Source organism: Glaciimonas sp. CA11.2 (assembly GCF_034314045.1).
GTDB lineage: Bacteria > Pseudomonadota > Gammaproteobacteria > Burkholderiales > Burkholderiaceae_D > Glaciimonas.
In genome coordinates this window covers 1-23,249 of record NZ_JAVIWL010000001.1, presented here as the reverse complement: position 1 = coordinate 23,249, position 23,249 = coordinate 1, and the positions used below count along the sequence as shown (strand labels likewise).

Annotated in this window: 26 protein-coding genes and 2 pseudogenes; 16 read left to right on the top strand and 12 right to left on the bottom strand. The window is 49.7% G+C overall.

Going from position 1 to position 23,249, the window contains the following annotated elements; genetic code table 11:
* Window positions 1-63: 63 nt before the first annotated feature.
* Entirely contained in the window at window positions 64-834 is a 771-nt protein-coding gene (locus RGU75_RS00135; RefSeq protein WP_322232248.1) for an alpha/beta hydrolase, read from the top strand.
* Here the strand turns inward: RGU75_RS00135 and RGU75_RS00130 are convergent.
* Window positions 823-996, bottom strand: coding sequence for a hypothetical protein (locus RGU75_RS00130; RefSeq protein WP_322232247.1), 174 nt, complete (start codon window positions 994-996; stop codon window positions 823-825). The genes RGU75_RS00135 and RGU75_RS00130 overlap by 12 nt on opposite strands.
* 379 nt (window positions 997-1,375) lie before the next feature.
* Window positions 1,376-1,669: pseudogene (locus tag RGU75_RS00125) on the bottom strand (PLP-dependent aminotransferase family protein); the annotation flags it as partial.
* A gap of 172 nt (window positions 1,670-1,841) precedes the next feature.
* Here RGU75_RS00125 and RGU75_RS00120 point away from each other — a divergent pair.
* The 5 genes and pseudogenes from RGU75_RS00120 to gmtX all read left to right on the top strand — a co-directional run bounded on the left by RGU75_RS00120 (window position 1,842) and on the right by gmtX (window position 3,849).
* On the top strand, window positions 1,842-2,012 hold the full coding sequence (locus tag RGU75_RS00120) for a hypothetical protein (protein ID WP_322232246.1): 171 nt from the start codon (window positions 1,842-1,844) through the stop codon (window positions 2,010-2,012).
* Window positions 2,013-2,090: 78 nt separating this feature from the next.
* On the top strand, window positions 2,091-2,321 hold the full coding sequence (locus RGU75_RS00115) for a hypothetical protein (RefSeq protein WP_322232245.1): 231 nt from the start codon (window positions 2,091-2,093) through the stop codon (window positions 2,319-2,321).
* A 191-nt stretch (window positions 2,322-2,512) separates the two neighbouring features.
* Window positions 2,513-2,686: a Na+/H+ antiporter NhaA gene (locus RGU75_RS23870; protein ID WP_416186767.1), complete on the top strand. Its 174-nt coding sequence runs from the start codon at window positions 2,513-2,515 to the stop codon at window positions 2,684-2,686.
* Window positions 2,687-2,830: 144 nt separating this feature from the next.
* Window positions 2,831-3,143: pseudogene (locus RGU75_RS00110) on the top strand (helix-turn-helix domain-containing protein); the annotation flags it as partial.
* A 118-nt stretch (window positions 3,144-3,261) separates the two neighbouring features.
* Window positions 3,262-3,849 carry a gamma-mobile-trio protein GmtX gene (gene gmtX / locus RGU75_RS00105; protein ID WP_322232244.1) on the top strand — a complete coding sequence of 196 codons (588 nt, stop codon included), beginning with the start codon at window positions 3,262-3,264 and terminating at the stop codon, window positions 3,847-3,849.
* Window positions 3,850-3,932: 83 nt separating this feature from the next.
* Here gmtX and RGU75_RS00100 read toward each other — a convergent pair whose 3' ends face one another.
* The 7 genes from RGU75_RS00100 to RGU75_RS00070 form a co-directional block, all read right to left on the bottom strand.
* On the bottom strand, window positions 3,933-4,709 hold the full coding sequence (locus RGU75_RS00100; RefSeq protein ID WP_322232243.1) for a sulfite exporter TauE/SafE family protein: 777 nt from the start codon (window positions 4,707-4,709) through the stop codon (window positions 3,933-3,935).
* Window positions 4,706-6,124 carry an allophanate hydrolase gene (locus tag RGU75_RS00095; protein WP_322232242.1) on the bottom strand — a complete coding sequence of 473 codons (1,419 nt, stop codon included), beginning with the start codon at window positions 6,122-6,124 and terminating at the stop codon, window positions 4,706-4,708. The genes RGU75_RS00100 and RGU75_RS00095 overlap by 4 nt, the downstream gene beginning before the upstream one ends.
* An 89-nt stretch (window positions 6,125-6,213) precedes the next feature.
* Window positions 6,214-6,999 carry a GntR family transcriptional regulator gene (locus tag RGU75_RS00090; protein ID WP_322232241.1) on the bottom strand — a complete coding sequence of 262 codons (786 nt, stop codon included), beginning with the start codon at window positions 6,997-6,999 and terminating at the stop codon, window positions 6,214-6,216.
* Window positions 7,000-7,023: 24 nt separating this feature from the next.
* Complete coding sequence (locus RGU75_RS00085; RefSeq protein WP_322232240.1) at window positions 7,024-7,818, bottom strand: ABC transporter permease; 795 nt, start codon at window positions 7,816-7,818, stop codon at window positions 7,024-7,026.
* 16 nt (window positions 7,819-7,834) lie between these two features.
* Window positions 7,835-8,656 carry an ABC transporter ATP-binding protein gene (locus RGU75_RS00080; RefSeq protein WP_322232239.1) on the bottom strand — a complete coding sequence of 274 codons (822 nt, stop codon included), beginning with the start codon at window positions 8,654-8,656 and terminating at the stop codon, window positions 7,835-7,837.
* 26 nt (window positions 8,657-8,682) lie between these two features.
* The gene (locus RGU75_RS00075) at window positions 8,683-9,990 is read right to left on the bottom strand and encodes a M20 family metallopeptidase (protein WP_322232238.1); all 1,308 of its coding nucleotides are present in this window, start codon (window positions 9,988-9,990) and stop codon (window positions 8,683-8,685) included.
* 75 nt (window positions 9,991-10,065) lie between these two features.
* Window positions 10,066-11,073 carry an NrtA/SsuA/CpmA family ABC transporter substrate-binding protein gene (locus tag RGU75_RS00070; protein ID WP_322232237.1) on the bottom strand — a complete coding sequence of 336 codons (1,008 nt, stop codon included), beginning with the start codon at window positions 11,071-11,073 and terminating at the stop codon, window positions 10,066-10,068.
* A 1,008-nt stretch (window positions 11,074-12,081) separates the two neighbouring features.
* On the opposite strand from RGU75_RS00070, the gene RGU75_RS00065 reads away from it, so the two are divergent.
* From RGU75_RS00065 to RGU75_RS00055, 3 genes are read left to right on the top strand one after another with little or no spacing between them, the layout of a single operon-like run.
* Complete coding sequence (locus RGU75_RS00065; protein ID WP_322232236.1) at window positions 12,082-12,711, top strand: Rha family transcriptional regulator; 630 nt, start codon at window positions 12,082-12,084, stop codon at window positions 12,709-12,711.
* A 1-nt stretch (window position 12,712) separates the two neighbouring features.
* Window positions 12,713-12,865 (top strand): hypothetical protein, encoded by a 153-nt coding sequence (locus RGU75_RS00060; RefSeq protein WP_322232235.1) that lies wholly within the window; start codon window positions 12,713-12,715, stop codon window positions 12,863-12,865.
* The gene (locus tag RGU75_RS00055) at window positions 12,866-13,324 is read left to right on the top strand and encodes a tyrosine-type recombinase/integrase (protein WP_322232234.1); all 459 of its coding nucleotides are present in this window, start codon (window positions 12,866-12,868) and stop codon (window positions 13,322-13,324) included.
* Between the two features lie 286 nt (window positions 13,325-13,610).
* Here the strand turns inward: RGU75_RS00055 and RGU75_RS00050 are convergent, their stop codons facing one another.
* Both RGU75_RS00050 and RGU75_RS00045 read right to left on the bottom strand, forming a co-directional pair.
* Complete coding sequence (locus RGU75_RS00050) at window positions 13,611-13,922, bottom strand: helix-turn-helix domain-containing protein (protein ID WP_416186766.1); 312 nt, start codon at window positions 13,920-13,922, stop codon at window positions 13,611-13,613.
* On the bottom strand, window positions 13,912-14,241 hold the full coding sequence (locus tag RGU75_RS00045) for a type II toxin-antitoxin system RelE/ParE family toxin (RefSeq protein ID WP_322232233.1): 330 nt from the start codon (window positions 14,239-14,241) through the stop codon (window positions 13,912-13,914). Before RGU75_RS00045 ends, RGU75_RS00050 begins: the two co-directional genes overlap by 11 nt.
* A gap of 240 nt (window positions 14,242-14,481) precedes the next feature.
* Here RGU75_RS00045 and RGU75_RS00040 point away from each other — a divergent pair, with 240 nt between their 5' ends.
* Entirely contained in the window at window positions 14,482-14,994 is a 513-nt protein-coding gene (locus RGU75_RS00040; RefSeq protein WP_322232232.1) for a hypothetical protein, read from the top strand.
* A 445-nt stretch (window positions 14,995-15,439) separates the two neighbouring features.
* Here the strand turns inward: RGU75_RS00040 and RGU75_RS00035 are convergent, their stop codons facing one another.
* Window positions 15,440-16,309 (bottom strand): hypothetical protein, encoded by an 870-nt coding sequence (locus RGU75_RS00035; protein WP_322232231.1) that lies wholly within the window; start codon window positions 16,307-16,309, stop codon window positions 15,440-15,442.
* A 494-nt stretch (window positions 16,310-16,803) separates the two neighbouring features.
* On the opposite strand from RGU75_RS00035, the gene RGU75_RS00030 reads away from it, so the two are divergent.
* The 6 genes from RGU75_RS00030 (at window position 16,804) to tnpC (ending at window position 23,207) form a co-directional block, all read left to right on the top strand.
* Window positions 16,804-17,778: a hypothetical protein gene (locus tag RGU75_RS00030; protein WP_322232230.1), complete on the top strand. Its 975-nt coding sequence runs from the start codon at window positions 16,804-16,806 to the stop codon at window positions 17,776-17,778.
* An 87-nt stretch (window positions 17,779-17,865) separates the two neighbouring features.
* Window positions 17,866-19,602 (top strand): type IV secretory system conjugative DNA transfer family protein, encoded by a 1,737-nt coding sequence (locus RGU75_RS00025; RefSeq protein ID WP_322232229.1) that lies wholly within the window; start codon window positions 17,866-17,868, stop codon window positions 19,600-19,602.
* Window positions 19,592-20,308 (top strand): MobC family replication-relaxation protein, encoded by a 717-nt coding sequence (gene mobC / locus RGU75_RS00020; protein WP_322232228.1) that lies wholly within the window; start codon window positions 19,592-19,594, stop codon window positions 20,306-20,308. Before RGU75_RS00025 ends, mobC begins: the two co-directional genes overlap by 11 nt.
* A 425-nt stretch (window positions 20,309-20,733) precedes the next feature.
* Window positions 20,734-21,156 (top strand): transposase, encoded by a 423-nt coding sequence (locus RGU75_RS00015; protein ID WP_322232227.1) that lies wholly within the window; start codon window positions 20,734-20,736, stop codon window positions 21,154-21,156.
* Window positions 21,132-21,482, top strand: a complete 351-nt coding sequence (gene tnpB / locus RGU75_RS00010; RefSeq protein ID WP_322232226.1) for an IS66 family insertion sequence element accessory protein TnpB — start codon at window positions 21,132-21,134, stop codon at window positions 21,480-21,482. The genes RGU75_RS00015 and tnpB overlap by 25 nt, the downstream gene beginning before the upstream one ends.
* Before the next feature lie 108 nt (window positions 21,483-21,590).
* Window positions 21,591-23,207 carry an IS66 family transposase gene (gene tnpC, locus RGU75_RS00005; RefSeq protein ID WP_322232225.1) on the top strand — a complete coding sequence of 539 codons (1,617 nt, stop codon included), beginning with the start codon at window positions 21,591-21,593 and terminating at the stop codon, window positions 23,205-23,207.
* Window positions 23,208-23,249: the final 42 nt, after the last annotated feature.

Here is a 23,249-nt window from a genome sequence, read left to right as displayed (position 1 = left end):
TTATATCGATGGCGTTTTCCAACGCTTATGTAAAACATAATTGGTGAATAAGAGGAATATAGAATGGATGAAATGCGATATGTGGGTCCAGGAGGAATGATCGTAGAAGAGCGCGGCAAAGGTCCCCGCATCATTTTTGTTCACGGCGGTGGAGCCGGTGGAGCAATGGCTTGGGAGGCGCAATGGCCTATGTCAGACAACTGGCGTCTGGTTATGCCAGCGCGTCCTGGGTATGGTGGAAGTCCCTGGCTCGGCAGCGAGGATTTCGAGCGTGACAGCATTTATATCGCAGAACTTATTGAGGAGGGTGATCATATTGTGGCGCACTCATATGGTGCCGCAGTTGCCATGTTAGCAGTGGTTAAACATCCTGCAAAGATCGCCTCTTTGACCATCATTGAGTCCGGCACTAGTAGCATCGCCATCGATCATCCTGATGTAACGGCTTTCCATTATGCGGTTTTAGGTCTCGCAGCCCATCTGCCTGATGACGATGAGAACGCGCTGCGGTCTCTTTTTCGCATCATTCAACCAAATCAACTATTACCCGATCCCTTGCCGCCGCCGCTAAAAGTATTTGCCAGTCACTTAAAGAATTTTCGCTTTCCTGCCGAGGCTATCGTCCCTGAGCTTCTTTTGAAAAAAGCCCTGTTTCCAATGCTTCATATTTCCGGTGGTCACAGTGCCGCGTACGAAGCCATTACCGATCGTCTCGCTCAGAGATTGGGCGGGGAGCGTCTTATTATCTCGGGAGGAGGGCACATGCCACAAAGGACCGGTGCCCCTTTTAATACGGCTTTACAACGGTTCCTTACTACGCATTCAGCAACTTAACTTATCGAGACTTTCCCGCTTCGCAACCTTTCGGCTGACCGTGGTGTAGTTGCGTCCCATACGAGCGGGCAGATCAACGACGCCGATGACGCCGAGTCGGTCCACCAAAACCAGTAGCGGGAACAGCGCACGCTCTAAAGATATTCCCGCTTCCAGAACCATTATTTTGTCGCACGAACTTATGCGGGATGGCACCGTAGGCATTGTCGTGCAATGCGCTAATTGCGGAGTACGCACGAAAAAAAGAGTTACCAGCCTAAGCTGGTAACTCTTTTTTTCTGCTACTAATGTTCTGGCTCCCCGACCTGTACTCGCATCGGGGACCTGCGGATTAACGGGTGATCGCTGTCCAATAAAAATGCATTTTTGATTTTATTATTAGCCCCGTAATCAATGGGAGTTCGACCTTTACTTAGACAATTTTTTTAAAAATATCTTCTGGAAATAGTGATGTTTATATAAGGTAGTTACGACTTGAACCTGTCATTCTATTTATGAAACTTCGTCCAGAAACGACCGATAGCCGACGTTGTGCTACACGGCTATTCATGCTCAGGTCGAGGTTCGAGGTCAATTCGACTTTCGGCGCGGCGACATAAGTGCCTCGAGCGCCGCGGCCCTTCAACAAGTTGCGGCATCTGGCTTCGTATGCGGGCGTAATCGTCGTCAGGTAGATGTCCAGCTGTGCTGCCAACAAGCGCTGCGGAGCTGGACGGTCGCCCGGTTTCAGCGATCTGTTTACCACCGCAGCCTTCAACGCATCCGCAATGTGCAAAAAATGTGAACGCCGCACGGCCAATCGCGGCAACAAGATTGGCAAATTTTCATCTTGCATGGTTATCAACTGGGACATTTTGTCTCAATGTATGGAAATTACTTTCAAGTAGAATACCTTAGAATGGTAGTAAGACCATCCTTGCATGGCAGTCGCTGACGTTTTCTCCTCACTCATCTGCATTCGGCAAATCACCCCGCTGGATGCCATTGTTATTTGAAAGGTAGATGGTATGAAAGATTCAAACAGGATGCTTGGGAGCTTTGCCCTACCGGCTGATCTGGAACGCGTGATGGCACTCGACGATATTGGTCTGATAAAGCGCGTCTGCACCTACGCCATACACATAACGGGACTTGGTTTTGACCTCGTTCGTCATGACTTTCCCTTTGCCCAAAAATGAAGCTGCGGAAGCAGCGTTTTGAGGTAGTACTCCTCACGATAGATAGTGTCAAGTAATAGCCTGGAAATACTGAAAATCATGGATTGGATCCCTATAGTCTTAGTTGCGTTCAAGGTTCTCGTGTTGGGCGCGGGCATGTTCTTCGCCATCAAGTGGCATTACGATCAAGGGACGAAGGAGAGGGACATACCCGCAGTGCTACGTGCGGGCGGCAAGGTAGCCGCAGTCTTCGTGCTATCGCTCCTTGGCCTGGGCTTCGTCACCTTCGTCCTTAGCAGGATGCTTGGTTTGGACTTGACCTGGCCATGATGGCAAAGAATAGTCGGCCGATATCCAGTGGTGCGGCAGCAATTCCCCGATGCGGCTATTGGTTAGCATCGGCAGGCGGGTCAGAGCTTGCTCCGATAAATAGCATCGGCATCGCTGCGGGACTATTAATAGTCAAGTGATAAGGCATTACCTTGATGTGCTTCACAGCCTTTGCTCTGGGTATTTGAAAATTGCCGCTAGATGGGAGTTGGCATCATATTTTCGGAGCGGGTCTGCTCGGTGGGATTGGATTTACGATGCCTGTCTTCCTTACGAACCTTGCGTTCGTCGGACAACCAGAACTTGTCACTTCATTAAAGATGGCAATCTCCCTCGCGTCGCTGACAGCAGGTGTTGCAGGCTAACTTTGGCGCTAAGCATTCGGGAAACCACTTGTTCCAGATCACGATGTCGAAATCGTGGATTTCGAACAGCAACCTTGACGTGGGGTAGATGTCCGCTTTTGGCGGCGGATTCAACCGGTCGATACAACACTTTAGAAGTTGCAAATGAAGCAAAGACCGCGAATCTGTTATTCAGAAAGTCAAAAAGAATTGATGTGGAAGCGCTGTCTGGAAGGTTACACTACTCCAGAGTATTGGTGAGCTATTTAAACGAAACCATTCGTCCGTAATTAATGTACTGGCACCGACGGGCGGAAGAAGTCCGGCAATACGCAGTCGATCCAGGCTGGCGCTGAGTCTGGCTGAACGCGAAGAAATATCACGAGCATTAGTAGCAGGAGAAACGCGCCGCTCGATGACACGTTCTCTTGGGAGAGCACCGTCGACTATTAGCCGTGAGATCAATCGTAATGGTGGTGACGTCAGTCCGCCCAAGGTCAGCAGAATCGATCTGTTCGTGGATTTTGCATTGTCCGTGGAGTTGGAAAGTTGGAGTTGTTCTGCCTAGGTCACCAAAGCCAGTGGAGTGAGTCAATATGCGCAGGATCAAACCTCAGCGCATTACAGCAGCTACGTACCCGCGTCTTATGGCAGAGGTTGAGCGGCGCCTTGAAGTGATTGGCGGCCCAAAGACGCAAAGTCTCCGCAATGCTCAGGGCGTCCACTTTCGGGAAATCATCACGGCATATGCCAATGCAGCAAGTGGCTCGACGCGTTATGTGGCAAAAACAAAGTCCAATGTGGAGCAAGCTCTGGATATGATTACCGATCCGGGTATTCGGGCGACATTGCGCATGGCGCTGGAGGAAGGTAAGTGGCTCAAGGTGGTAAATGACAACTTGCACGCAGCATTTAAGAACATCCAAGTTGGGGCTTCACTGGGCGGGCGAACTACTTCGCCGCCAGTCGCTACTCACCAGACGTCAGCCGTCATCCCGATCGACGTCGGCAGGGCATTGTCACCTCGGCTGCTTCGAGCGCTCAAGAAGGGCATTGACAGCACCTGGCTTGCGCAAAAAGGGCTTCGTATCAATACGGACGGCAGTATCAAAAATGAGCTCGAAATAAATTGTTTCCGCCGTCTTTTTGTGACGGCCATCAAATCCGTCTTGGGTGATGAGTAGTGAAAATGGCGACTTTTGAATAGCTGATAATTATTTATTGTGAATAATTTTGCCGACGGCTTATTGGCTATCCTCGACATCAATTAGTGGATGATCGCTTGTGCTATCGCTCTATATCCAATGACACATGCCATCACGTACAGAAACAAATTAAGGGCGCATCTGAATCCGGCTTCAGAAAATCGCCCCGCCATCCGTGCGCCCGCAAGATAGGCGACAAGTGAAGCCAATATCCCCCAACTCAGGTACGCGATTGTGATCGGCATCGGCGTTGCGGCAGTGGTCAACGTCACCTGGATTGTTTTTCCAATTGCGAAACACAAATTCAATGCCAGCAGTTGCTGCAAGCGATTGAGCTTATTCAACCCGCCATAGAGAACAATAAAGGGAGCGCCTACGTTCAGTGCCGTATCGGTCAAACCTGCGAAGGCACCGAACAGCATTGGTGACGTGTTGGCGCTCTTTCGCCGCAGCGCCAGCGAACGTTGCAAAATGGTCGGAAGCGCAGCACTTCCTGCCAGCAATATCGCCAGCAATGCGAGGGCAGCGTACTGGGGAAGCGAGGTTTGAACCCATACCCCTAGAACACTTCCACATATCAGGCCCGGGGTAATGCCTCTTGTAAGCGGCTCTGATATGACCTGCCGCCACTGCACGATCAGATATGAAACCGCAACGAACAACAGCGGAACCGCTGCCAGAAAAACCGCACCGCGATAATCAAGCGTCAGCGCCAGCAACGGTGTCGCAATCATGGCAAATCCAAGACCGAACGTACCCTGGGCGAAGCCTGCGATCGCCAGAACTACCAAACAGTAAGAAAATTGTCCCAGGTTTGCCACAAAGAAAAACGCATTCATCGGGCCTGCCTGTCCATCCCGACAACCGGCCAGCTCTTCTGGTCGACGCCGGGCTTCAGACCCACCTGCCTTTGAAACCGCTCGCCAAGGGTGCGCAAGACCCCATCTCTGCCCGCCGTTGCCAACAGTGAAATACCAAACGGAATGCCGTCATCCCGTATGCTGGCTGGCAGCGCAAGCGCACAAAGATCTAGCGGGCTGACTGAGTAGGTGTAATAGCCGATGTTATTGTTGAGCCCGATCGGATCAGCCTCAAGCTCTATGCAAGTGTATGCGCGGCCAACCGTAGGCGTCATCAGCACATCGAATTCCTGGAACAATTTTCTGGCCTTGCCGCGCAAGCTGTTCATCTTGTAGATGGCCCGCACGGTCTCGGTACCGGAGTACGCCAGACCCGTGCGTATCATCGCGGCGACTGCCGGATGTACCGTTTCCGGTCTTGCAGCCACGACGTCTCCATAACTTACCGCACGTTCAGCCAACAATCCGCTGTCAAAGGGCAAGTGTGCAGCCTCGATGAATAGCGAGAAATCAATCTCGACCGGCCGACCACCGATCATCTTCATTGTTTCAATCGCCATTGCAAACGCTGCCTCAGCGTGAGAATCTCCGAAAAATTCCAGCTGCTTCGCATCGGGTATCGCAAAGTTGAAGTTGTCGGACAATTCGACTTTCAGCGAAAAGGCATCGGCATCGCTGCGGCTGAAGTCATCTGTTTCATCGAAACCGCGGATCGTTTCCAAAACTGCGTATCCATCCTCAACCGTGCGGGCAAACACCGGCACACAATCGAAGAAGCGATTGTTATAGACTAGCCCTGTACTACTGACCAAGCCCAAAGTCGGCTTGACGCCGACAATATTATTCATCGCGGCAGGCACCCTCCCTGAACCACCGGTATCGGACCCGAGTGAAAACGACACCAAGGCCGCCGCAACCGCGACACCGGAACCTGAACTCGAACCGCCCGGAATATAGCGCTCGTCAAATACGTTGCGACAGTAGCCGCCCATCGTCCGCGTGCCGTTCAATCCGGTGGCAAACTGATCAAGCGTATTCTTGCCGATCAGGATGGCGCCTGCTGCTATTGCCTTCGAGACGCTGGTTGCCGTTATCTCAGGAAAACGATCAAATCCGTCACAACCGCAAGTGGTGCGCATGCCAGCCACATCCAGATTGTCCTTTACAGAAAATGGAATGCCGAATAGCGGTGGCGCTTTGCCGAAACGCACGTCGGCAAACATGCGTTCTGCTTCGCTGATCGCTGCCTGCTCACTGACAAGCTCGGTCCATACATGGTCGTTGCCGCGTTCGCGAATGCGGCGAAATACTTCGCGCACCACGTCCATAGGCGTGAACAAGTGCTCCTTATAACCGTTTTGCAACGACGAAAATCCAAGATCAATACGCTTCATGTCCACTTTGATGTGCCTTAATTCATTCATCATTCATTCAAACAGCGCTATTTACAACGAGAACAACAAGAACAGCGCGAGACAGGAGATTATTTTTTGACTTTGCTTGGGCTACGTTCGACCCTGACCTTGTATTTAAAGGAATCCCCGTGATGGTAAAGATGCTCATAGCTAACTGGTTGACCATTTGCCGCAGAGGTCAATCGCTCGATGTGCAACATCGGGAACCCGCTTTCCATGCCCAGCAGGCGGGCTTGCAAGTCATCCGCCAAGTACGCGCCGACCACCAGCTCGGCGTCCCCAAGGACAATGCCGTAATCATTTTCAAGAATCAGAAAAATGTCTTTTGAGGTCAGGTCTTCCTTGATCAAACGGCGCCCGATTGCCTCCGGAAAGTAGCTTGTCTCGATAGAAACCGGGTCGCGGTTCAAATAGCGTACTCGCTTGATCTCACTCACCTTCGCGTTCTTTGCCACCTTTAGCTTTTCTGCGACATGATCGCTAGCACGCAATTCTTTCAGACTGATGACCTTGGAAAATGTCTCGTATCCATGGGCCTGCATCGCCTCGCCAAAGCTTTGCAGGTGCGTGAGGTTCTGAAATGCCTTGGGCTTTGAAACGAACGTCCCCTTTCCACTCACGCCAAATATCAAGCCCTCATTTTCGAGTTCATGCAGCGCCCGGCGAATAGTGATGCGGCTCACGCCGAAGGTTTCAATCATCTGGCTTTCCGACGCCATTTTCTGATGCGGCTTCAGTGCGCCGTCCAGAATTTTCTGTCGCAGCGCATCCCGCACCTGTGCATAAAACGGAATCGGCGAGGTCTTCAGATCAATCAATTTTTTGGTTTCAAGTTTTTTAAGATGCGACGGCATGACGACTCCCGTTTCGAATAGTTTTCATCGACGACCTTCCCAATGGACAACGCGACGACCGGCATACGCCAGGATGCGATCGAATATAAACCCGACAATTCCGATCACGATAATTCCGGCAAAAACATAAGTGGTACGGAAAAAGTTCGCGGCATCCAGCACGATGAAGCCGAGACCGCGATCACCCCCCAACAATTCCGACGCGACTAGAATCGACAATGCCGTTCCCAACGCGACCCGCAATCCGGTCATGATCTGCGGTAGCGCCGACGGAAACACGACGAACCGAAAGACTTGATAGCGGCTGGCGCCGCAGGTTTGCGCGGCCCGAATGGCATCCGCCTGGCAGCTTCTTGTCCCGGCTTGCGCGCTGACCATCATGATCAGGAATACGGAGATTAAAATGAGCAGCACTTTCGACAGTTCACCGATACCGAACCACAGGATGAACAAGGGAATCAAGCCGAGCGGCGGTATGGGCCGCAGCATCTCGCTCGGTACCAGAAATACCGCGTCGACGTTATTGATTCGTCCGCGCAGCATGCCGATGGCAATGCCCGATACCGATCCGAGCAAGAATGCTGTTCCCACTCTAGTCAGGCTTGCCATCAAATGAATGAAAAGGCTCACGCCGGAATAACCATTCACCACCATGTCATAAAAGCTGGTTGCAACTTCAGCAGGTGTAGGCAACAGGATCGGACGCACCCATCCGGCTTTCGATACTACCAACCACAATATGAAGATCAACAACGGCGAAGCGATCACGAGCATCCAGTATTGCCGTTTTGATTTGAAACTTTCCTTGGCTTTCAACATATTCTCCTAGCAGGCTTCAGGATGCATCCGCACGCATTGTGCGATAAATTTTTTCACGGATCGACAGGAATTCCGGATGCAGCCTGTTGTCCGCGGAACCGCGCGGTTCCGGCAGATCGACCACAAATTCGTCGAATGCGCCCAGTCGCCCTTTGCGCATCAGGAATACGCGATCCGCCAAGAAGACCGCTTCATCGATACTGTGCGTGATGAAGATGATCGTGCATTTGGTTTCCGTCTTGATGCGCAGGATCTCTTCCTGCAGCGTTTCGCGGGTTTGCACGTCGACCGCAGCAAATGGCTCGTCCATGAGCATCACGCTGGGGTGGGCGGCCAATACCCTGGCCAGTCCACAACGCTGGCGCATGCCGCCGGACAGTTGATACGGGAAGCTTTTTTCAAATCCCTGCAGGCCGACAAGCGCCGCCATTTCCGTGGCCACCGCTAATTGTTCCTGCTTGCTCTTGCCCCCGCACCGCAGGCTGAATGCGATGTTATCTTCTACGCTCATCCAGTCAAACAATGCATAAGACTGGAAGACCACGCCTCGGTCAGGACCTGGTCCGGCAATTTCACGGTCGTTCACCAGTGCGAGACCGCTGCTTGGCTGCAGGAAGCCAGCGACGATATTGAGCATCGTCGTCTTCCCGCATCCGGATGGCCCCAATATGGTAATGACTTCTCCGCGATTGACGGAAAAGCTCAAATCTTTTAATACGTCGCGACCGTCATACTCAAGTCCGACCTGATCGAACCGCAGAATCGGCTTGGCAGATCGTGCAACATCTGCTGCCTTTTGCGAAAGCGATTGTGGAGAGAGCGCAAGGGAACTGGACATGTCCATTTGTGACCTATCTGCTTTGGTTATTCAGCTTCGCCGAGGATGCGCAGCATCGCGATTGCAAGAATCTGCGTGGCTGGGACCGCCTTGGGCGTGTGGATATATTCGTTGACCGGTGGCCATCCATCCTCACCGGGACCGAAGGTCACCGAGGGAATGCCTGCATGAGAAAAACGGATCGTGTCGCAATACGCATTTTTTCGATAGTAGACCGGTGCCTCTCCCAGGATTTTTTGATAGGCATCCGTGAGTGCGGCGACAGGTTCGGACTTTTCCGGCACTTCTTCCGTGGCGGGCACAAACAGCGAATTGGGGAACTGGCGGACCGACGCAGTAAATGATGGGTCTTCCTTTGCCAGCCGATCGATAACGGATTGAATATCCACCATGACCGAATCCAGCGTCATACCGGGAACGATGCCGACGACGGCGATGACGGCTTTGCATTCCGCCGGCGTAAATTGCATCTCGCGCGGCACGCCGGCAGCGATTCTGGTTGGGCAAATCATCGGCATGGTGCCACCGTAGTAGGTGGGTGCCTGGTGTTTAAATTGGATCGATTCAAGGGCAGCGAGAAGCTTGCTCATCTTGGTGATCGCATTGATGCCGGTGTCCGGACGCCAGAGATGCGATTTCGTACCCTCCGTCTTAATTTCCAGGATGCAGTTACCCGAGTGCGCGACTGCAATGCCGATGCCCCAGTCGTTGGGGCCGCGCGTCCAGCCGGACGGTTCCGCCGTAATCTCGTAATCCGCCCGAATGCCCAATTCATCGAGCAGATACATCGCTCCATTCGGGCCGTGCTTCTCTTCGTCGACGGTATAGATGCACTTCAACGTGCCCTTGAACTGTGCCCCACTGTCACGCAGCGCCTTGACTGCCAGCAGCGTGCAGGCTAGGTTTCCCCGGGTATCGGACGTGCCTCTTGAGTACAATTTGTCGCCCGATACGGTTGGGTTATACGGATTGCCGTTCGTCATATGCCATGCGCTTGGGTCACCCGCCGGATAGACGTCGAGGTGGTCATTGAGGATCAAGGTCGGGCCGTCGCCCTTGCCGACCCAGGTGCCGATTACATTGGGGCGGCCCGGCACTTTCTCATGCAGTTCGACATCCAGGCCCAGGGCGCGCAGTTTGGCCGCCACGCATAGGGCGATTTTTTCCTCCGAGCCGGATGGCAGGTCAGGATCCAGTGGATTTTCGGAATCCGGTTGCCCGGTCGTCACCAGATCCGACGTCAACGCTAGCCAGTCTTCGTAGTGAATGGCATTGACGATCTTTTGTTCAAGGTCGCTCATGGTGAGCTGTTTAATATTGGTCATGTCATTCATATTGGATGCTCGTCAGGTTGATTGCTGTAAGTAAAGCGATTGTGGCCAGGATTATTTTGCGAATCGGACGCAGTGTTACTTGGCTTTTTCCGATGCGATGATTTTCTGGATCGGTGCGGTGTTGAACAGCGATGCCCAGTCTTTTGGCTCTTCCTTGATACGATGTTCCGATACCAGGAATGCACCGATGCCCTGCAAGTGCTTCATCAATCTTGAATCGAGTTCCTTACCCGGCGCTCCCATGAAGTCAGCTGTGAGAAGTTCTTCGAAACTTGGATTGCTAACCGACTGTCGCGCAATGAGGGCGTCAAATTCTTCGGGAGTTTGTCCGATCCGCTTGGCTTCGTATTGGCGCACTGCCTTGGGGTTGGCGACATAATCACGTTGCGCTTGCCGCCATGCGCGGAGGAAGGCCTGCAATACTTCAGCATTCTTGCGGCTCAGGTCCTTTTGCCCGACCCAGACACCGCCGGTGATCATGCCCAGTGAGCGTGTCGTGGCAATTGTATGCGCGCCGGCTTTTTCCATGACGCCGACGCTCGGCTCCCAAGTGACTGCCGCATCTATTTGCCCCGCGATGTAGGCAGGCGGCATGTTTGCTGGAGAAAGGTTGACTATCGTGACATCTGACTGCTTCAGGCCCGCTTGGGTAAGTGCCTGCACCAAATGATAGTGGCTCGAAGAACCGACTGAGACGCCAACTTTTTTCCCTTTGAGATCAGCGACGCTCTTGATACCGGCAGCCGGATTGCCGACCACGCGTATATTTGTATAGTCGAGCCGTTCCATCGACAAAATCTCGATTGGCATGCCATTGGAATATCCCGTGACGCTCGGGAATTCGCCCATCCATGCCAGATCGATTTCCTTGGACGCCAACGCGGGTAGCATCGCGGGGCCTGCCGGGAAGGGGATCAATTTGACGTCAAGCTTCTGCTTCTCGAACAGCCCGGCTTTGGCTGCATAGGTCAAGAGCACATTTACTTCGCCTGTTTGATAGCCGACGCGTAATTGATTTTGCTGTGCCGATGCTGACGAGGAGAGCATTGTGAGGAAGGCCAGAATGAATAGAAAAATACGCACGATATATGTTCCTTTCAGTGAATATAAAGGGAAACCCGATAACTGACATAACTTGTTATAACAGCTTATGCTAGCAATCATCATGCCATCGTCCTGTGACTAGCCGCCCAATTGATCACTACAGCTCGTAAGTCATTGATTCATAATAAATTTATTCTGCGTTGCATGATGCAATCGAGTCTCAACGCGATGGGTACAGGGTGATGCTGGTCACCCCAAGATGACGCGAAAATACTGCAGTCGCACTGTTGCAGTGCGAATGTGGTGCCCGTAATGGTGAGTTTATTGTCCTTGCGTGCGCGTCTCCCGAAAGCCAACTTAACTGACGCGGAATGCTTGTTTGGTGGCGCAGCTATTGGAAGGATAAAAATCACATTACGGTCATGGGGTTATAAACCCAATACTGGGATACCAGTCAAAACTTCAAAGCTTCCAAGCGTTCCAACGCATTGTTTTGACGATCAGAAATATCAAAGCTAACAACTTTCACTATTAATTTCCCTTGTTTGTTAAATAGCTTCTGAGGAATTGCGGCCGCGCGGTTTCACTGCTGGTAAAGAGCGGATAGAGAGGCTCATGCGGGAGAATGGCATCCGTGCGCTAGGCGGTAGATACAACGACTAACCTGGTGCATTTCGCTGCTAATAAGCGTTGCAGGATCACAGGCATTTCTCGCGCAGCAGCCATCGTCATTTTTGAATGATCACAGCTTTCAGGAAGGTGAATCCATTTCCATCACCAAATGTGAACTGCATTTGACAAGCAGCAAAGACCCGGCGTATATTTCAGTTAAGTGCGTAGAAACACGAATAAAGAGCGGAATGTCACCCCGTCAGTCAGTGGCATTTTTTACGTCTATAGCTTCTATGGGCGCGGTGGAGCAGAAATACAAGACCCGCAAGGGGAATACTGCTCGCTTGGCTCTTTACAAGTTTCTAACACTCGCGCCCACCAATTCTCTTAGAAAAGAATTGCTGGACTTTCATAAGTCTCAAAGAGGAGCACTTCATGGCTAATTTCGCCGCCATTCCGTTCGTCCCCAACTTAACGGTCATCCGCGGCAAAGTCACCGCAACTAGTACGCAAGTTGCGAAACATTTTCGTCAACGTCACGACAAGGTACTCAGCGCCATTGCGTTTTTAAAAGAAGATTGCCCCCAAGATTGGCATGACCTCAACTTTGAGGAGAGGTTAATTGAGGTCGCAATCGGTCATGGTGCCACTCGCAAAGAGCGTGCATTTCAGATCGCCAGAGACGGCTTTACTTTATTGACGATGGGCTTCACCGGCAAAAAAGCGCTGCAATGTAAACGGGCCTACATCGACGCATTCAATCGCATGGAGGCGGGGCTGGCATCGCCCCCTCATCCACTCGCGCCTTCGAATGTCGAATTAAGAAGCCGTATCAATCGCCATGCGTGGTCATTATCAAAAGGTATGTACGCGCAGTTTAAAACCGACATGCTGGAAAGTGCCATCCGTTTCGATGCAACCTATCCGGTCGAAAAATGGAAGCCAAAATACGCGCAAAAAGAAGCCCTGATCGATATTGAATGCATTGCCCATTTGATGGACAAGTTTAGCCAGCGCTTGCGTGAGGACGGTAGGACACTCGTCAGCCTATTTGGTGAAGATTAGGATGAAATTTCCACCTGCATGCACTTCACTAACGCCAACGCCAACGTTTGTACGAAGGAAGCAATCGAATGCAACCTCAGCGCATTACAGCACCCGCGTGCCCGCGTCTTCTGCCAGTGTGTTGTACGTGGGTTTGATTCGGCATACCGCGTAGTTGAATCTCACAAAAAATGGCACGTCGCAAGGGGTGCCACTGAATCACGATGCAGTGGCCGTGTTACAGAAACAAATTGGTCAGTATCCGCAGTCCTGCTTTACGTATCGTGGCAAACCTATCCGACGGGATGTGACCAACACCGCATGGCATAACGCGCTAAAGAGAGTAGAGATAGAAGATTTCAGGTTTCATGATCCCCGGAATACATGGGCATCATGGCATCGTCAGCCGGTAACGTCTTGTGAGGAACTGGAGTATTTGGGAAGCCGGAAATCGCGTGTGATGGTGGATCGGAACGCGAAACTGGCAACTGAGCATTTACAAGCCGCAGCAGCAAGGATCGAGGAAGGGCGACAGGGAATTCTCAGTGAACGAGGTGCCTGTGATCCGTTCTGGAAATACCTCGCTTTGATAAGGGCTCACCATGTCTTCGATGTGCACTTTACATCCTTCTAAACGGCGTTACATGATGGCGTATCACCATGGCAAGTGAACGATACCTCTTGTAGTAGCCGTTGTCCATATGACAATCTGGTAGGGGAGGTAAACGTCTAAAGCAAGTTTTAATCGTTATATCACTTTCGATGGCTATGTATGGTCGATTTCGGTTGCTCATTGGACGACTCGAAATATATTTCGCCTTATAAATTATGTTAATCAATTTTGAGCTAGCAGTTCGCACAACATAAATCCGACGTTATAGTCGGATTTATGCTTTATGTTTTGTGTATTGCGATGAGTTTTACACGAGATGTACTTCCAGACGTTTGCCTAGCGCCGTGGCGTATTTACGTAAGGTACTGAGGCTCGGGGAGTGTTTTCCTGACGCCAGTGCACTTTCTAATCTGGCGACCGCGGGTGCTTTGGTTCCCATGCGCTCAGCGATCTGTGCTTGGGTCAGTCCTGCCGCTTTGCGGGCAGCGAGAATCTCATCCAAGATAGCGAATTCTTCTCGATTCAGCCGTTCGTATTCCGCACGAACGGCAGGGTTCTCAAGGGCTTTGGCTTTGAGTTGTGCGTGAGTCATAGGTGATAGTGAATGATTAGATGCCATTTTTAAACTCCTTCATGCGATTTTCTGCAATACGTTTTTCTTTCAGGGGTGTTTTTTGTGTCTTTTTTACGAAGCTATGCAACATAACAATTTCGCGGCCAATTACAGTACAGTAGAAGACGCGAGCGATACCTTCAGCGCCTTTCAAGCGCAACTCAAAGAGACCATCACCGAAGGCTTTAGTATGGGGTTCACCTAAGTTAGAGCCATAGGTCTCCATACGATCAGTCAGACTAAAATACCGAGCTAACAGGGTTTCGGGTAGTTCCAGGATGTTGAGTTCAACTTCTTGACTATAGTAGGTGATCGTGTAACTCATGTTCTGCATTATAACATATATGTTATTAAAAATGATTTGTTAACCTACGGTTGCGATTAAGATTGATCATATGAGGTCCATCAAACCACGAATTTGACGAACTGCTAATTTGCGTGCCGCTTGAAATTCGCCGTGCTCCACATAGCGCTCTCGTGGCGTTTCTTTGTTTCGACGCACACCAGAACAGGGATTTAATTTAACACCGCCTTCGCCCGTGCGAATTAACCACGTAAAACACGCATGCCTTTTCTCTATTGGCGTGAACTGGACGATCATTTTCGGCACCAAGATCAAGGTACTGCGCAATATGTTTTGGCTCTATTCCCAGCGGCGCCATTTTTCCAAAAAATATTTTTAGCTTTTCGACGTTACGCTATAGCGGCAGAGTTTCGTCGCTGGGTGCTTGATGTTTTTGATAAGAGGAATAATAAAATATTGCCAGCGGATGAAGTTGATGTTCGTGCCACTATGACTGAAGGCTTATTAGTACTTTCCTTTCCACTACACCAGCAAATCAATCGTAATGTATGGTCAATGGTGTCTGAGGTCTATGAGGTGCTGCGTGAGCACATTGAGGGACAAATTGCTCATCGTGCCCTCATTGGGTTCCCGCGTGAACTTGACTTGGCCAGAACTCAGTTCGTTGTGGATAATTGTGATCTTGGTAGGGCGCTTGAGCAGCGGCAGCCAGTAGCGCTGGAGCAAATTAACAGCGCTGTTGTTTGCAACTGGAGCGGTCACAAGATTTACTGACCCAGTTACCACCAACTCTCAACTTTGAGCGTGATAGTCTGGAACTCGATTCGTCCACCCCATCCACGGCATGATGTTTAATAATCCGCTTTGCGAGTAAAGCCATTATTAGTTTCATCTACAGATGTTTCTATGAACGCAAAATGGGTATTGCGGAACAAGTTTGAGGGGCTGTATTTGGAAGGAGTATTAGACACTGTCTAACAAACAGTCTAAAAGGACAAACGAAAAGGGCCTGCAATTGCTTGCAGGCCCTTATGTATTCTGGCTCCCCGACCTGGACTCGAACCAGGGACCTGCGGATTAACAGTCAAACCAAGCTACGGTAAGATTACCAGTGCTCTCTCCATATAACAAGAGATTTCATCATTCCTGATGACTTGAAATTGCTGACCACTACTGCGTCACTCCGGCAAATTTCCGGCAGACTTGCCTAAGTTGGACATTACCTTATGAGAAACTGCTTACTGACAACATATTCAGTACTTTCATCGTCTTGGGTGGGGCTTGACAATTTTATATAGGATTTTTCTGCGATTTCTCCAGCAGTTAAAATCCTCTCATAAATTGATTTAATTTTCGAACTATCACAACCCATTTCCGTCGTTTTTTTCAATTCAGATAATAATTCACGTCCTTCTATCGTACGGGATAGAAAACACTCAGATTTTTTGTACCTTATTCTTTTTTCCGTCAGCTTTGGCAGGAATGAGTCGATATGGGCATTGGGACTAATGCCAAACGATTCGCGTTTTAGCCATGGAATTCCTGTATCCCAAAGCACGCCCCATTGAAACGAAAAATGACAAAAATCTATTGGCAACTCATCGTATGCGCCATATTTTAATATGCTACGGATCGACCTATCAGGGGTAATAAAAATGGGGAAATTTCCATTTTTATGCTTCAAGTCGTTAAACGTAGGCCAGTTGTCCTCATAACGAAGTTCATAACAAAAGGGTGCGTACTTTCGTAGATTAAGATTGTCAGCGGGCTTCCCCTCAATGCTATCCGGAAATCGATAATTTTCGAAAATAACTTTATAGGTATTTTCTACGACTATGGTGTGTGCAGTTCGTTTAACTAACTTAGCGACACGATTTTCCAATTCTTGTATTGAACCGGCTTGCGGACCTCTATCTTTTTTTTGGTGCAAATAGCTTCCTGCTATGCCAGGTGTAAAGTCCAAAACCTCATCCAATTGTTCGATTGTCAGTGAACTCAATTCGAGTGCTTCTTCGATGAGCATTGAAGAAAAGCGGTTCAACGCTGGCTTTAAGCGCCTCCCCATGTTTTTCTGTCCTTTTTTATTCACGTAGAAACCCTCATCAGCAAAAACTGGCCCTTTTTTAAACTTCTAAATGATCCTATCTTAATAACACTATAACTGTAAATCAATGGTGATCTCAAATGGTAAAAATTTCAACCGACTTCAGGGAAGCATTCGGAAAAATGGCACCTGAGGCAATCATTTCACGCTCAGAGCTTGCGGCACTTCTAAGTACATCCGAAGGTGCCATATCTCAAATGGCATATCGCGGCGAGCTCCCATCAACAGCCTTTCCGGGAAAACGACGTGCATGTTGGTTTGTTGAAGATATTAGACAATGGCTTAGCGAGATTGCAAACAAGCGACGAGTGAATGGTGTGAAAAATGCGCAAACAGATGTGCACAGAAGAGGTCGACCTCGCAGTACTGAGGTTCTATCGGTCTAAAAGCATAATCAAAATAAAAAAAGTAAAACCACATTTTTAGATTAAATTCGCAACCTGAAAATCTATTTACAAAGATAAATTCATGAGGAAATCATGGGAAGACAACGAACGATTAATGATGCTGAATTTTGGCGCTCAACCAAAATTGCGGATAAAACACAGGAAGATAAAGCCACGCTTTTTTACCTTTTAACCTCCCCATTTTCAAACATCGTAGGTGTTTATAAAGTGGTCTTAAAAATTGCCGCCGCTGAAATGGGCTGGACTGCCGATCAACTTGTCCCCGTATTGACACGTCTAAACAATGCAAATGTTATTAAATTTGAGGAGGAAAGCGGGTTTATATGGGTAAAAATTTGGTGGGATCATAATTCGGCAAAGATGGCAATCGCCACCACATTACGCCAACGGACTTTTGAACAGATTGAACAAATTCCTATTATTTGGAGAACTGATTTTATAGACGATTTCTTGGTACGTATTCCTGCAAAAGATAGTTTAAGACAATCCATTTCTTTTGAAATCATGGATTATTTAGATACCGTATCGATACCCTATCCATACGCTAGGGATAGAGGAGCCGGTAACGATAACAATACAAATAACTTTATCGATACAACAAACACTACCGTCGTATTGGCTGAACTCGACTATCCAAAATTATCTGAAAATGAAATATCAGAAATTAAAAAACTCATAGAAAGAATTTCCGAACTTCAAAGACAGGATGTTTTAGACGAAATTGAAGGTAAAAGAAGGAAAGGAAAATTGAAAAATGGTGTCGTACCGTTATGCCGACATTTTGTTGAAAACATTGAACGGTTTGTAATCGCAGATGGTGTTTCTGTAAAAACCGACCGGGTAGCTAAGTCCATTAATTTACAACATAGTTTAAATGCGCTCAATCATGAAAAGGAAATGAATCACAAGGTTGAAAAAGAGCTGGCAAATATGGATAGCGTCCAATTTGATCAAAATTTTTGTCATTTTCCTGCCAGTTTTGTTGATCACCTAAAAGAAAAAAGAGCGGCATTGCAAGAAAAATTTATCGATAAGAATTCAGTTTAATGAAAATCTTTGAAAAATAATTTTTTACGAGGTGAGAAGCTTGCATAAAATTATTAAAAAAACGTTTTACTTATCAAAGGATTTAACATGTTGCGAATAAATATTTTAATGATCAGGTTCGTCAATGTTTGGATTGATTATGTCGAAAAATTATGGCTTGTGGTTGGCGTCGCTTTTGGCATTTGTTTGATACTCACTTGGTTATTTCGTAAAAATTCCGTTGCTGGGTTTTTTGGCGGAATAGCATTTTTGCTATTCATCTTTCAACCAGGTTTTTATTTTGCATTGCCCTATCTGAGTATCCAACTGAGTGGTCAAGAAGTGCGCCTAGATAATTATCATCTGTTGGCCTTTTGTTCTGGCGCTGTAATCGGGGTTGCTGCAATCGTTCTTTTAATCAGATATAGCTCACCAAAATTTGAACGGATTTCAAATCGGCTGACTAAGACCAGTAGCCTGGAACGAAATCGGAAGACAGATATCCGGCAAATTGCGGTGCATCTGCCTAATGCACAAAAGAAGTATGTTCCTCGCGATTATTTCAACATTAAGAAGGGAATTTTCTTTGGGTTAGATGAACAGAAGCGCCCCGTGTATATTCCGTTGGAGAAGTGGAGAAAATCACACCTCGATGTGGTGGGAACCACCGGTAGCGGTAAAGGTGTAGCAGCGGCAGTTTTACTGACTCAAGCGCTTTACGCGGGAGAATCGATTGTTATCCTGGACCCAAAGAACGACGAATTTCTTCCGCATGTCATGCTGAATGCAGCGCAAGACGCACGCGTCCCATACGTCTACATTGATCTAATGGCGAACGTTCCTCAATGGAACCCACTACATAACAAAACCTCTCATGAAATTGAGGAGCTGTTTACCGCAGGTTTCTCATTGGGCGAAAAAGGTACCGATGCCGATTTTTATCGGTTGGATGATCGGCGTGCTGCACGAATAACCGCCGGCCTTACACAATCAAATTGCGCTACCTTAACGCAAGCGTATCTAAAACTATTGGAAACGCAATCGGTAATAGCGGAGGCCGGTAAGAAATTTGTTGCCGACTTAGAAGAGATCAGTTTAATCCAAGCCACTAATATAGAAATAGGGGTTGATCTTGCTGGACTGATTCAAAAAGGGGCTGTGATCTATGTGCGCGGTTCTATGCGCAATCCAAGAATTTTGAAGTTACAACGTATTTTTGTTTTGTCGGTCATGCAGCATATAGAGTCTAGAGCCCGTGAGAAAGCAAGGCATGTGTGCATTTTCATGGACGAATTTAAATATTTGATTTCACGTCCCTCGTTGGAAGCGCTAGGTGCTATCCGTGACAAAGGTGCGCACGTCATTATCGCGCACCAATCGCTTGGAGACTTGCGTGATTGCCCTGCCGACCTTGACCCTGAGTCGGTGGTATCGTCGATCAATGAAAACTGTGCAATTAAAATTTCTTACGCAGTCAAAGATCCCGATACAGCGGATTGGCTGGCAAGGATGAGTGGCAGTATCTTGGTTGACGATGAAATCCGCCAGGTTAAAACGAATACCGGGCTAACTGAGGTGCGCGAAAATGGGCGGTCTCTCCGGCAGGCTGAGCGCAATTTGGTAGATACCAACATGTTGCAAGCATTGCCTGATCGTTGCGCTGTCTTGTTTGGTGCCGGATTGGCACAATTTTTCTTTACCTCTCCTATCCCCGTTGTTAAAAGTGTATTAGCAACCCAGCCGATCCAATTTATGTCAAATAAATTGGGTGGGGGAGTTGAGGCATCTAAGCTTTTGCCCCGAAACACACAAACACTTGCCCAGTCGATGCTCGATGTTGATTAATTCATTCGAGGAGCGGCGCACCCGCTCTCAGGTCAAGCGATCAGCGATTTTGCATTTTCTGCGTGATGAAACATGGAGCAATTTTGCAAACCTTACGTCGATCACCAAATTATCCGAACCCGCCACCTTCAAGACACTTCAGCAGATGGAGCGGGATCAAATGATCTTTCGGCATAAGGTGCCAGAACTACGATTAAGCCTATGGGGGATCACGTCTCAAGGCTTGGCATTCTCCTGGGATGAGGCGGAGGCGATGGAAGTGCGCCAATATTTTGAGCCCAGTAAGGTATCGATCATGACCATCCACCACTATCTGGATGTCCAACGTGCACGGCTGGCAGCCGAACGCGCTGGATGGTCAAATTGGATACCAGGTCATTGTTTGCCGATGAATATCAAGAAACGCCCGGACGCCGTGGCAACCGATCCTCAAGGCCGCACCATTGCAATCGAGGTCGAACGTTCCATCAAAACTCTGAAACGTTATGAAGTAATCATGGCGATTTACTTGCAATCGATTAAGCGAGGCGACTATGCGATGGTGCACTACGTTTGCCCGCATCCAGAATTCGCGCCGCGTTTGTCACGTATATTTGGATTGATTAAGTCCGTGCCAGTAGCAGGAGAGCGAGTACCGATCACAGATCGACATCTGGCCAGATTTCCAGTCTTCGCTTTGGAAAACTGGCCATACAATGCTAAATGAAACGATCACTGCGTTGGATAAGTATGATCAGAAATGAAGCTTTCCGATCATACTTACCCAACTCCGTTATCTATGACTGCGTCATTGGCAAGCAATCGCGCTAGGGCGCGTTTGCTTAGAGGAAGCCATCCTCTTGGCTTGTTGCTCTGCTGAACGCAGGGCAGGACGCCAATTCACCTCGCGTGGTCAGGCTGGACGCCTGCCTCACTGGGAGGGCAGAGCCCTCTTTTTCTATAGTCTACGCTGGACGCTTGCCATCCGAAAAATTCACCTGCCGTCGTCAGCGCTGGCGCTCGACCAAAGCGGAAAATTATAGTACAACAGAGTTGCTCTCGCAATCTGTAGTATCGTAAGCGATCATTTGAGTACGTCTGGTAAATCGTACCGAGAATCGTGATGATGGTGTCCACAATAAGGGGACAGCTATGGAAGAGAATCACTTCGGCTTATCGTGTACTTTGATTGTCAAGCGCTTACGGAATGGTCGTTGTCAGTATGACCCACGGGCCAAACGCGAATTAGTGGAAGCCAGTTTTCAGCCTGGGGTATCGGTGGCCAAACTGGCGTACCAGCATACGCTCAATGCCAATTTGTTACGTAAGTGGATTGTCCAATATCAACGCAAAAGCGGTGCGGCCCCGATGAAGGTGACGCGTGTCCCGGCACTGCTTTCTGCATTTATTCCTGTGGTGACAGTTAACACTGCAACGCCCGTGACGATGCCCACGCTGCGTGCGAGATTGCCCAACGGCATTGATATCGATGCCAATTGCACGACCCGCGACGAGATATTGTCGCTCCTTGAGATGCTTTGCCAGTTGCCATGTTCCGCCTTGACCCGGGACTGAAGGTGCATGTGCACCGGGATGCGGTCGATGGTCGCAAGAGCATTAACGGACTGGCGGCCATCGTCGAGCAGGCGCTAGGACTCGATCCGTTTGCCCGGGCCGTGTATGTCTTTTGTAACCGGCGGCGCGACCGTATCAAACTCTTGCTCTGGGATCGCAACGGATTCTGGTTAATGTTCAAGCGGCTTGAGGCAGACCGCTTCGCCTGGCCGCGTGAAGCCGCGCTGCTGGAACTGAGCGTCGAACAATTACACTGGCTGCTCGATGGCATTGACCTCAGCGCCATGCACAAACATCCGCTGCGCAGCTATGCGCGGGCGAGCTAAGACAAATAGTGCAGTTTCATTCGATTGTTGTCGGTAAACAACGGGTAACGCCCTTATGTTGAAATGACGTAAACCTATTTAGCGCGACATTCCGGTATGTTGTCAGTCATGGCACCTACACAGCTCCACTCCTCGCTTACCGCTGATGCATTTCAGACGCTCATCGCCGAGCGCGACGCTGCGTTGGCGCAACGCGATGCTGTGCTGGGCGAACGGGATATCGTGCGCGGTGAATTGCGTGTCATGCAAGTCGAGCGCGATCTGCTCAAGGAACAGCTCAAAGCCTTTCAGCGCCGATTATTCGGCGCAAAGAGCGAAGCGCGCAGCGCCGATCAACGCGACCTGTTTCTCAATGAGGCGGAGGCGCTCGCCGCACACGCTGCCCTGCCATCGCAAGAGAGCGAAGTAGACATTCCCGTTTCAGGTCATCAGCGCAAGAAACCGGGCCGCAAGCCACTGGACCCGGCATTGCCACGTGAAGTCATTCGCACCACGTTGCCAAAATCGGCCCGTATCTGCGCGCATGATGGCGCGATACTGGTGAAAATCGGCGTGGAAGTCAGCGAACAACTCGATATTATTCCGCAGCAAGTACGCGTGATCCGGCATGAGCGGGTGAAATATGCCTGTCCCTGCTGCGATCAAAGCATCAAAGTTACCCCGACTCGCTTGCGCATTATTCCCAAGGGATTGTTCACCGAAGCCGCGCTGGCCTGGTTCATTACCGCCAAATTCATCGACGGCTTGCCGCTGTACCGGATTGCGGCGTTAATCAAACGCTTTGGCGGCGATATCTCGCGCAATACCCTGGCCGCCAGTGTGGTGCGCATCGGGATTGCTGTTCAACCGCTGATTAATTTACTGCGCGATCATTTGCTCGACAGTGAGGTCGTATTTGGCGATGAAACGGTGGTGCAGGTACTCAAGGAGCCCGGGCGCGCAGCCCAAACCAGGAGTTATATGTGGATTCAGATGAACGGCGGCGTCGGTCCGCCGGTACGGCTATTCGGCTATGCGCCAGGACGCAGTACCCAACATGGGGCCGATCTCTGGGCCGGCGTGCGCACGGGCGCTGCGTTAATGACCGACGGCTATGCGCCGTATAACGCGATATCGGCCGTCAATGGACTTGTCCATTTAGCGTGCTGGGCGCATGTGAGAAGGTATTTTATTGAAGCCGAAGCCGTACTGCCCAGGGAAGCGCGCAGTGCGCAGCAGCCAGCCACGCAATTCATTACTCTGATCGGTAAACTGTACGCGGCAGAATCTCGTGCCAGCACATTGACGGCGCTGCAACGACAACGTTTGCGCATGAAATACAGCAAAGCGGTGTTGGCAGCGATCAAAGTCTTGCTCGACCATCATCTGGCAACGACTGCGCCGAGCGGATTGCTGGGCAAAGCCTTGCAGTATCTGGCAGGGCAATGGCCCAAACTCACGCGCTATGTCGAGAACGGCACCTGGCCGATCGATAATAATGTGGCCGAGAACGCGATTCGGCCGTTCGTGATCGGGCGCAAGAATTGGCTATTTGCCGATACCGTTGGTGGCGCAAAAGCCAGTGCCAATCTGTACTCATTGATTGAAACGTGCAAGGCGGGAAATATTGACGCTTACCAATATCTCACCGAAATGTTCACGGCACTGCCTTATGCCAATACTGTCGATGACTACGAAGCGCTGTTGCCCTGGAATCTGCAGCTGAAGAACCAGGCACCGGCATAAATCAATTTATGCCGCAAGGGACGTGGATGATTGATCGCTTAC

What these genes read in the sequence shown, in the direction of transcription:
- RGU75_RS00080 (WP_322232239.1), bottom strand. Translation starts at nt 8,656, where the DNA reads ATGTCCAGTTCCCTTGCGCTCTCTCCACAATCGCTTTCGCAAAAGGCA.
- RGU75_RS00065 (WP_322232236.1), top strand. Translation starts at nt 12,082, where the DNA reads ATGGCTAATTTCGCCGCCATTCCGTTCGTCCCCAACTTAACGGTCATC.
- RGU75_RS00075 (WP_322232238.1), bottom strand. Translation starts at nt 9,990, where the DNA reads ATGAATGACATGACCAATATTAAACAGCTCACCATGAGCGACCTTGAA.
- RGU75_RS00095 (WP_322232242.1), bottom strand. Translation starts at nt 6,124, where the DNA reads ATGAAGCGTATTGATCTTGGATTTTCGTCGTTGCAAAACGGTTATAAG.
- RGU75_RS00030 (WP_322232230.1), top strand. Translation starts at nt 16,804, where the DNA reads ATGGGAAGACAACGAACGATTAATGATGCTGAATTTTGGCGCTCAACC.
- tnpC (WP_322232225.1), top strand. Translation starts at nt 21,591, where the DNA reads ATGGCACCTACACAGCTCCACTCCTCGCTTACCGCTGATGCATTTCAG.
- RGU75_RS00115 (WP_322232245.1), top strand. Translation starts at nt 2,091, where the DNA reads ATGGATTGGATCCCTATAGTCTTAGTTGCGTTCAAGGTTCTCGTGTTG.
- RGU75_RS00085 (WP_322232240.1), bottom strand. Translation starts at nt 7,818, where the DNA reads ATGTTGAAAGCCAAGGAAAGTTTCAAATCAAAACGGCAATACTGGATG.
- RGU75_RS00025 (WP_322232229.1), top strand. Translation starts at nt 17,866, where the DNA reads ATGTTGCGAATAAATATTTTAATGATCAGGTTCGTCAATGTTTGGATT.
- RGU75_RS00130 (WP_322232247.1), bottom strand. Translation starts at nt 996, where the DNA reads ATGGTTCTGGAAGCGGGAATATCTTTAGAGCGTGCGCTGTTCCCGCTA.
- RGU75_RS00060 (WP_322232235.1), top strand. Translation starts at nt 12,713, where the DNA reads ATGAAATTTCCACCTGCATGCACTTCACTAACGCCAACGCCAACGTTT.
- RGU75_RS00090 (WP_322232241.1), bottom strand. Translation starts at nt 6,999, where the DNA reads ATGCCGTCGCATCTTAAAAAACTTGAAACCAAAAAATTGATTGATCTG.
- RGU75_RS00135 (WP_322232248.1), top strand. Translation starts at nt 64, where the DNA reads ATGGATGAAATGCGATATGTGGGTCCAGGAGGAATGATCGTAGAAGAG.
- mobC (WP_322232228.1), top strand. Translation starts at nt 19,592, where the DNA reads ATGTTGATTAATTCATTCGAGGAGCGGCGCACCCGCTCTCAGGTCAAG.
- RGU75_RS00040 (WP_322232232.1), top strand. Translation starts at nt 14,482, where the DNA reads ATGCCTTTTCTCTATTGGCGTGAACTGGACGATCATTTTCGGCACCAA.
- gmtX (WP_322232244.1), top strand. Translation starts at nt 3,262, where the DNA reads ATGCGCAGGATCAAACCTCAGCGCATTACAGCAGCTACGTACCCGCGT.
- RGU75_RS00045 (WP_322232233.1), bottom strand. Translation starts at nt 14,241, where the DNA reads ATGAGTTACACGATCACCTACTATAGTCAAGAAGTTGAACTCAACATC.
- RGU75_RS00120 (WP_322232246.1), top strand. Translation starts at nt 1,842, where the DNA reads ATGAAAGATTCAAACAGGATGCTTGGGAGCTTTGCCCTACCGGCTGAT.
- RGU75_RS00050 (WP_416186766.1), bottom strand. Translation starts at nt 13,922, where the DNA reads ATGGCATCTAATCATTCACTATCACCTATGACTCACGCACAACTCAAA.
- tnpB (WP_322232226.1), top strand. Translation starts at nt 21,132, where the DNA reads ATGTTCCGCCTTGACCCGGGACTGAAGGTGCATGTGCACCGGGATGCG.
- RGU75_RS00015 (WP_322232227.1), top strand. Translation starts at nt 20,734, where the DNA reads ATGGAAGAGAATCACTTCGGCTTATCGTGTACTTTGATTGTCAAGCGC.
- RGU75_RS00100 (WP_322232243.1), bottom strand. Translation starts at nt 4,709, where the DNA reads ATGAATGCGTTTTTCTTTGTGGCAAACCTGGGACAATTTTCTTACTGT.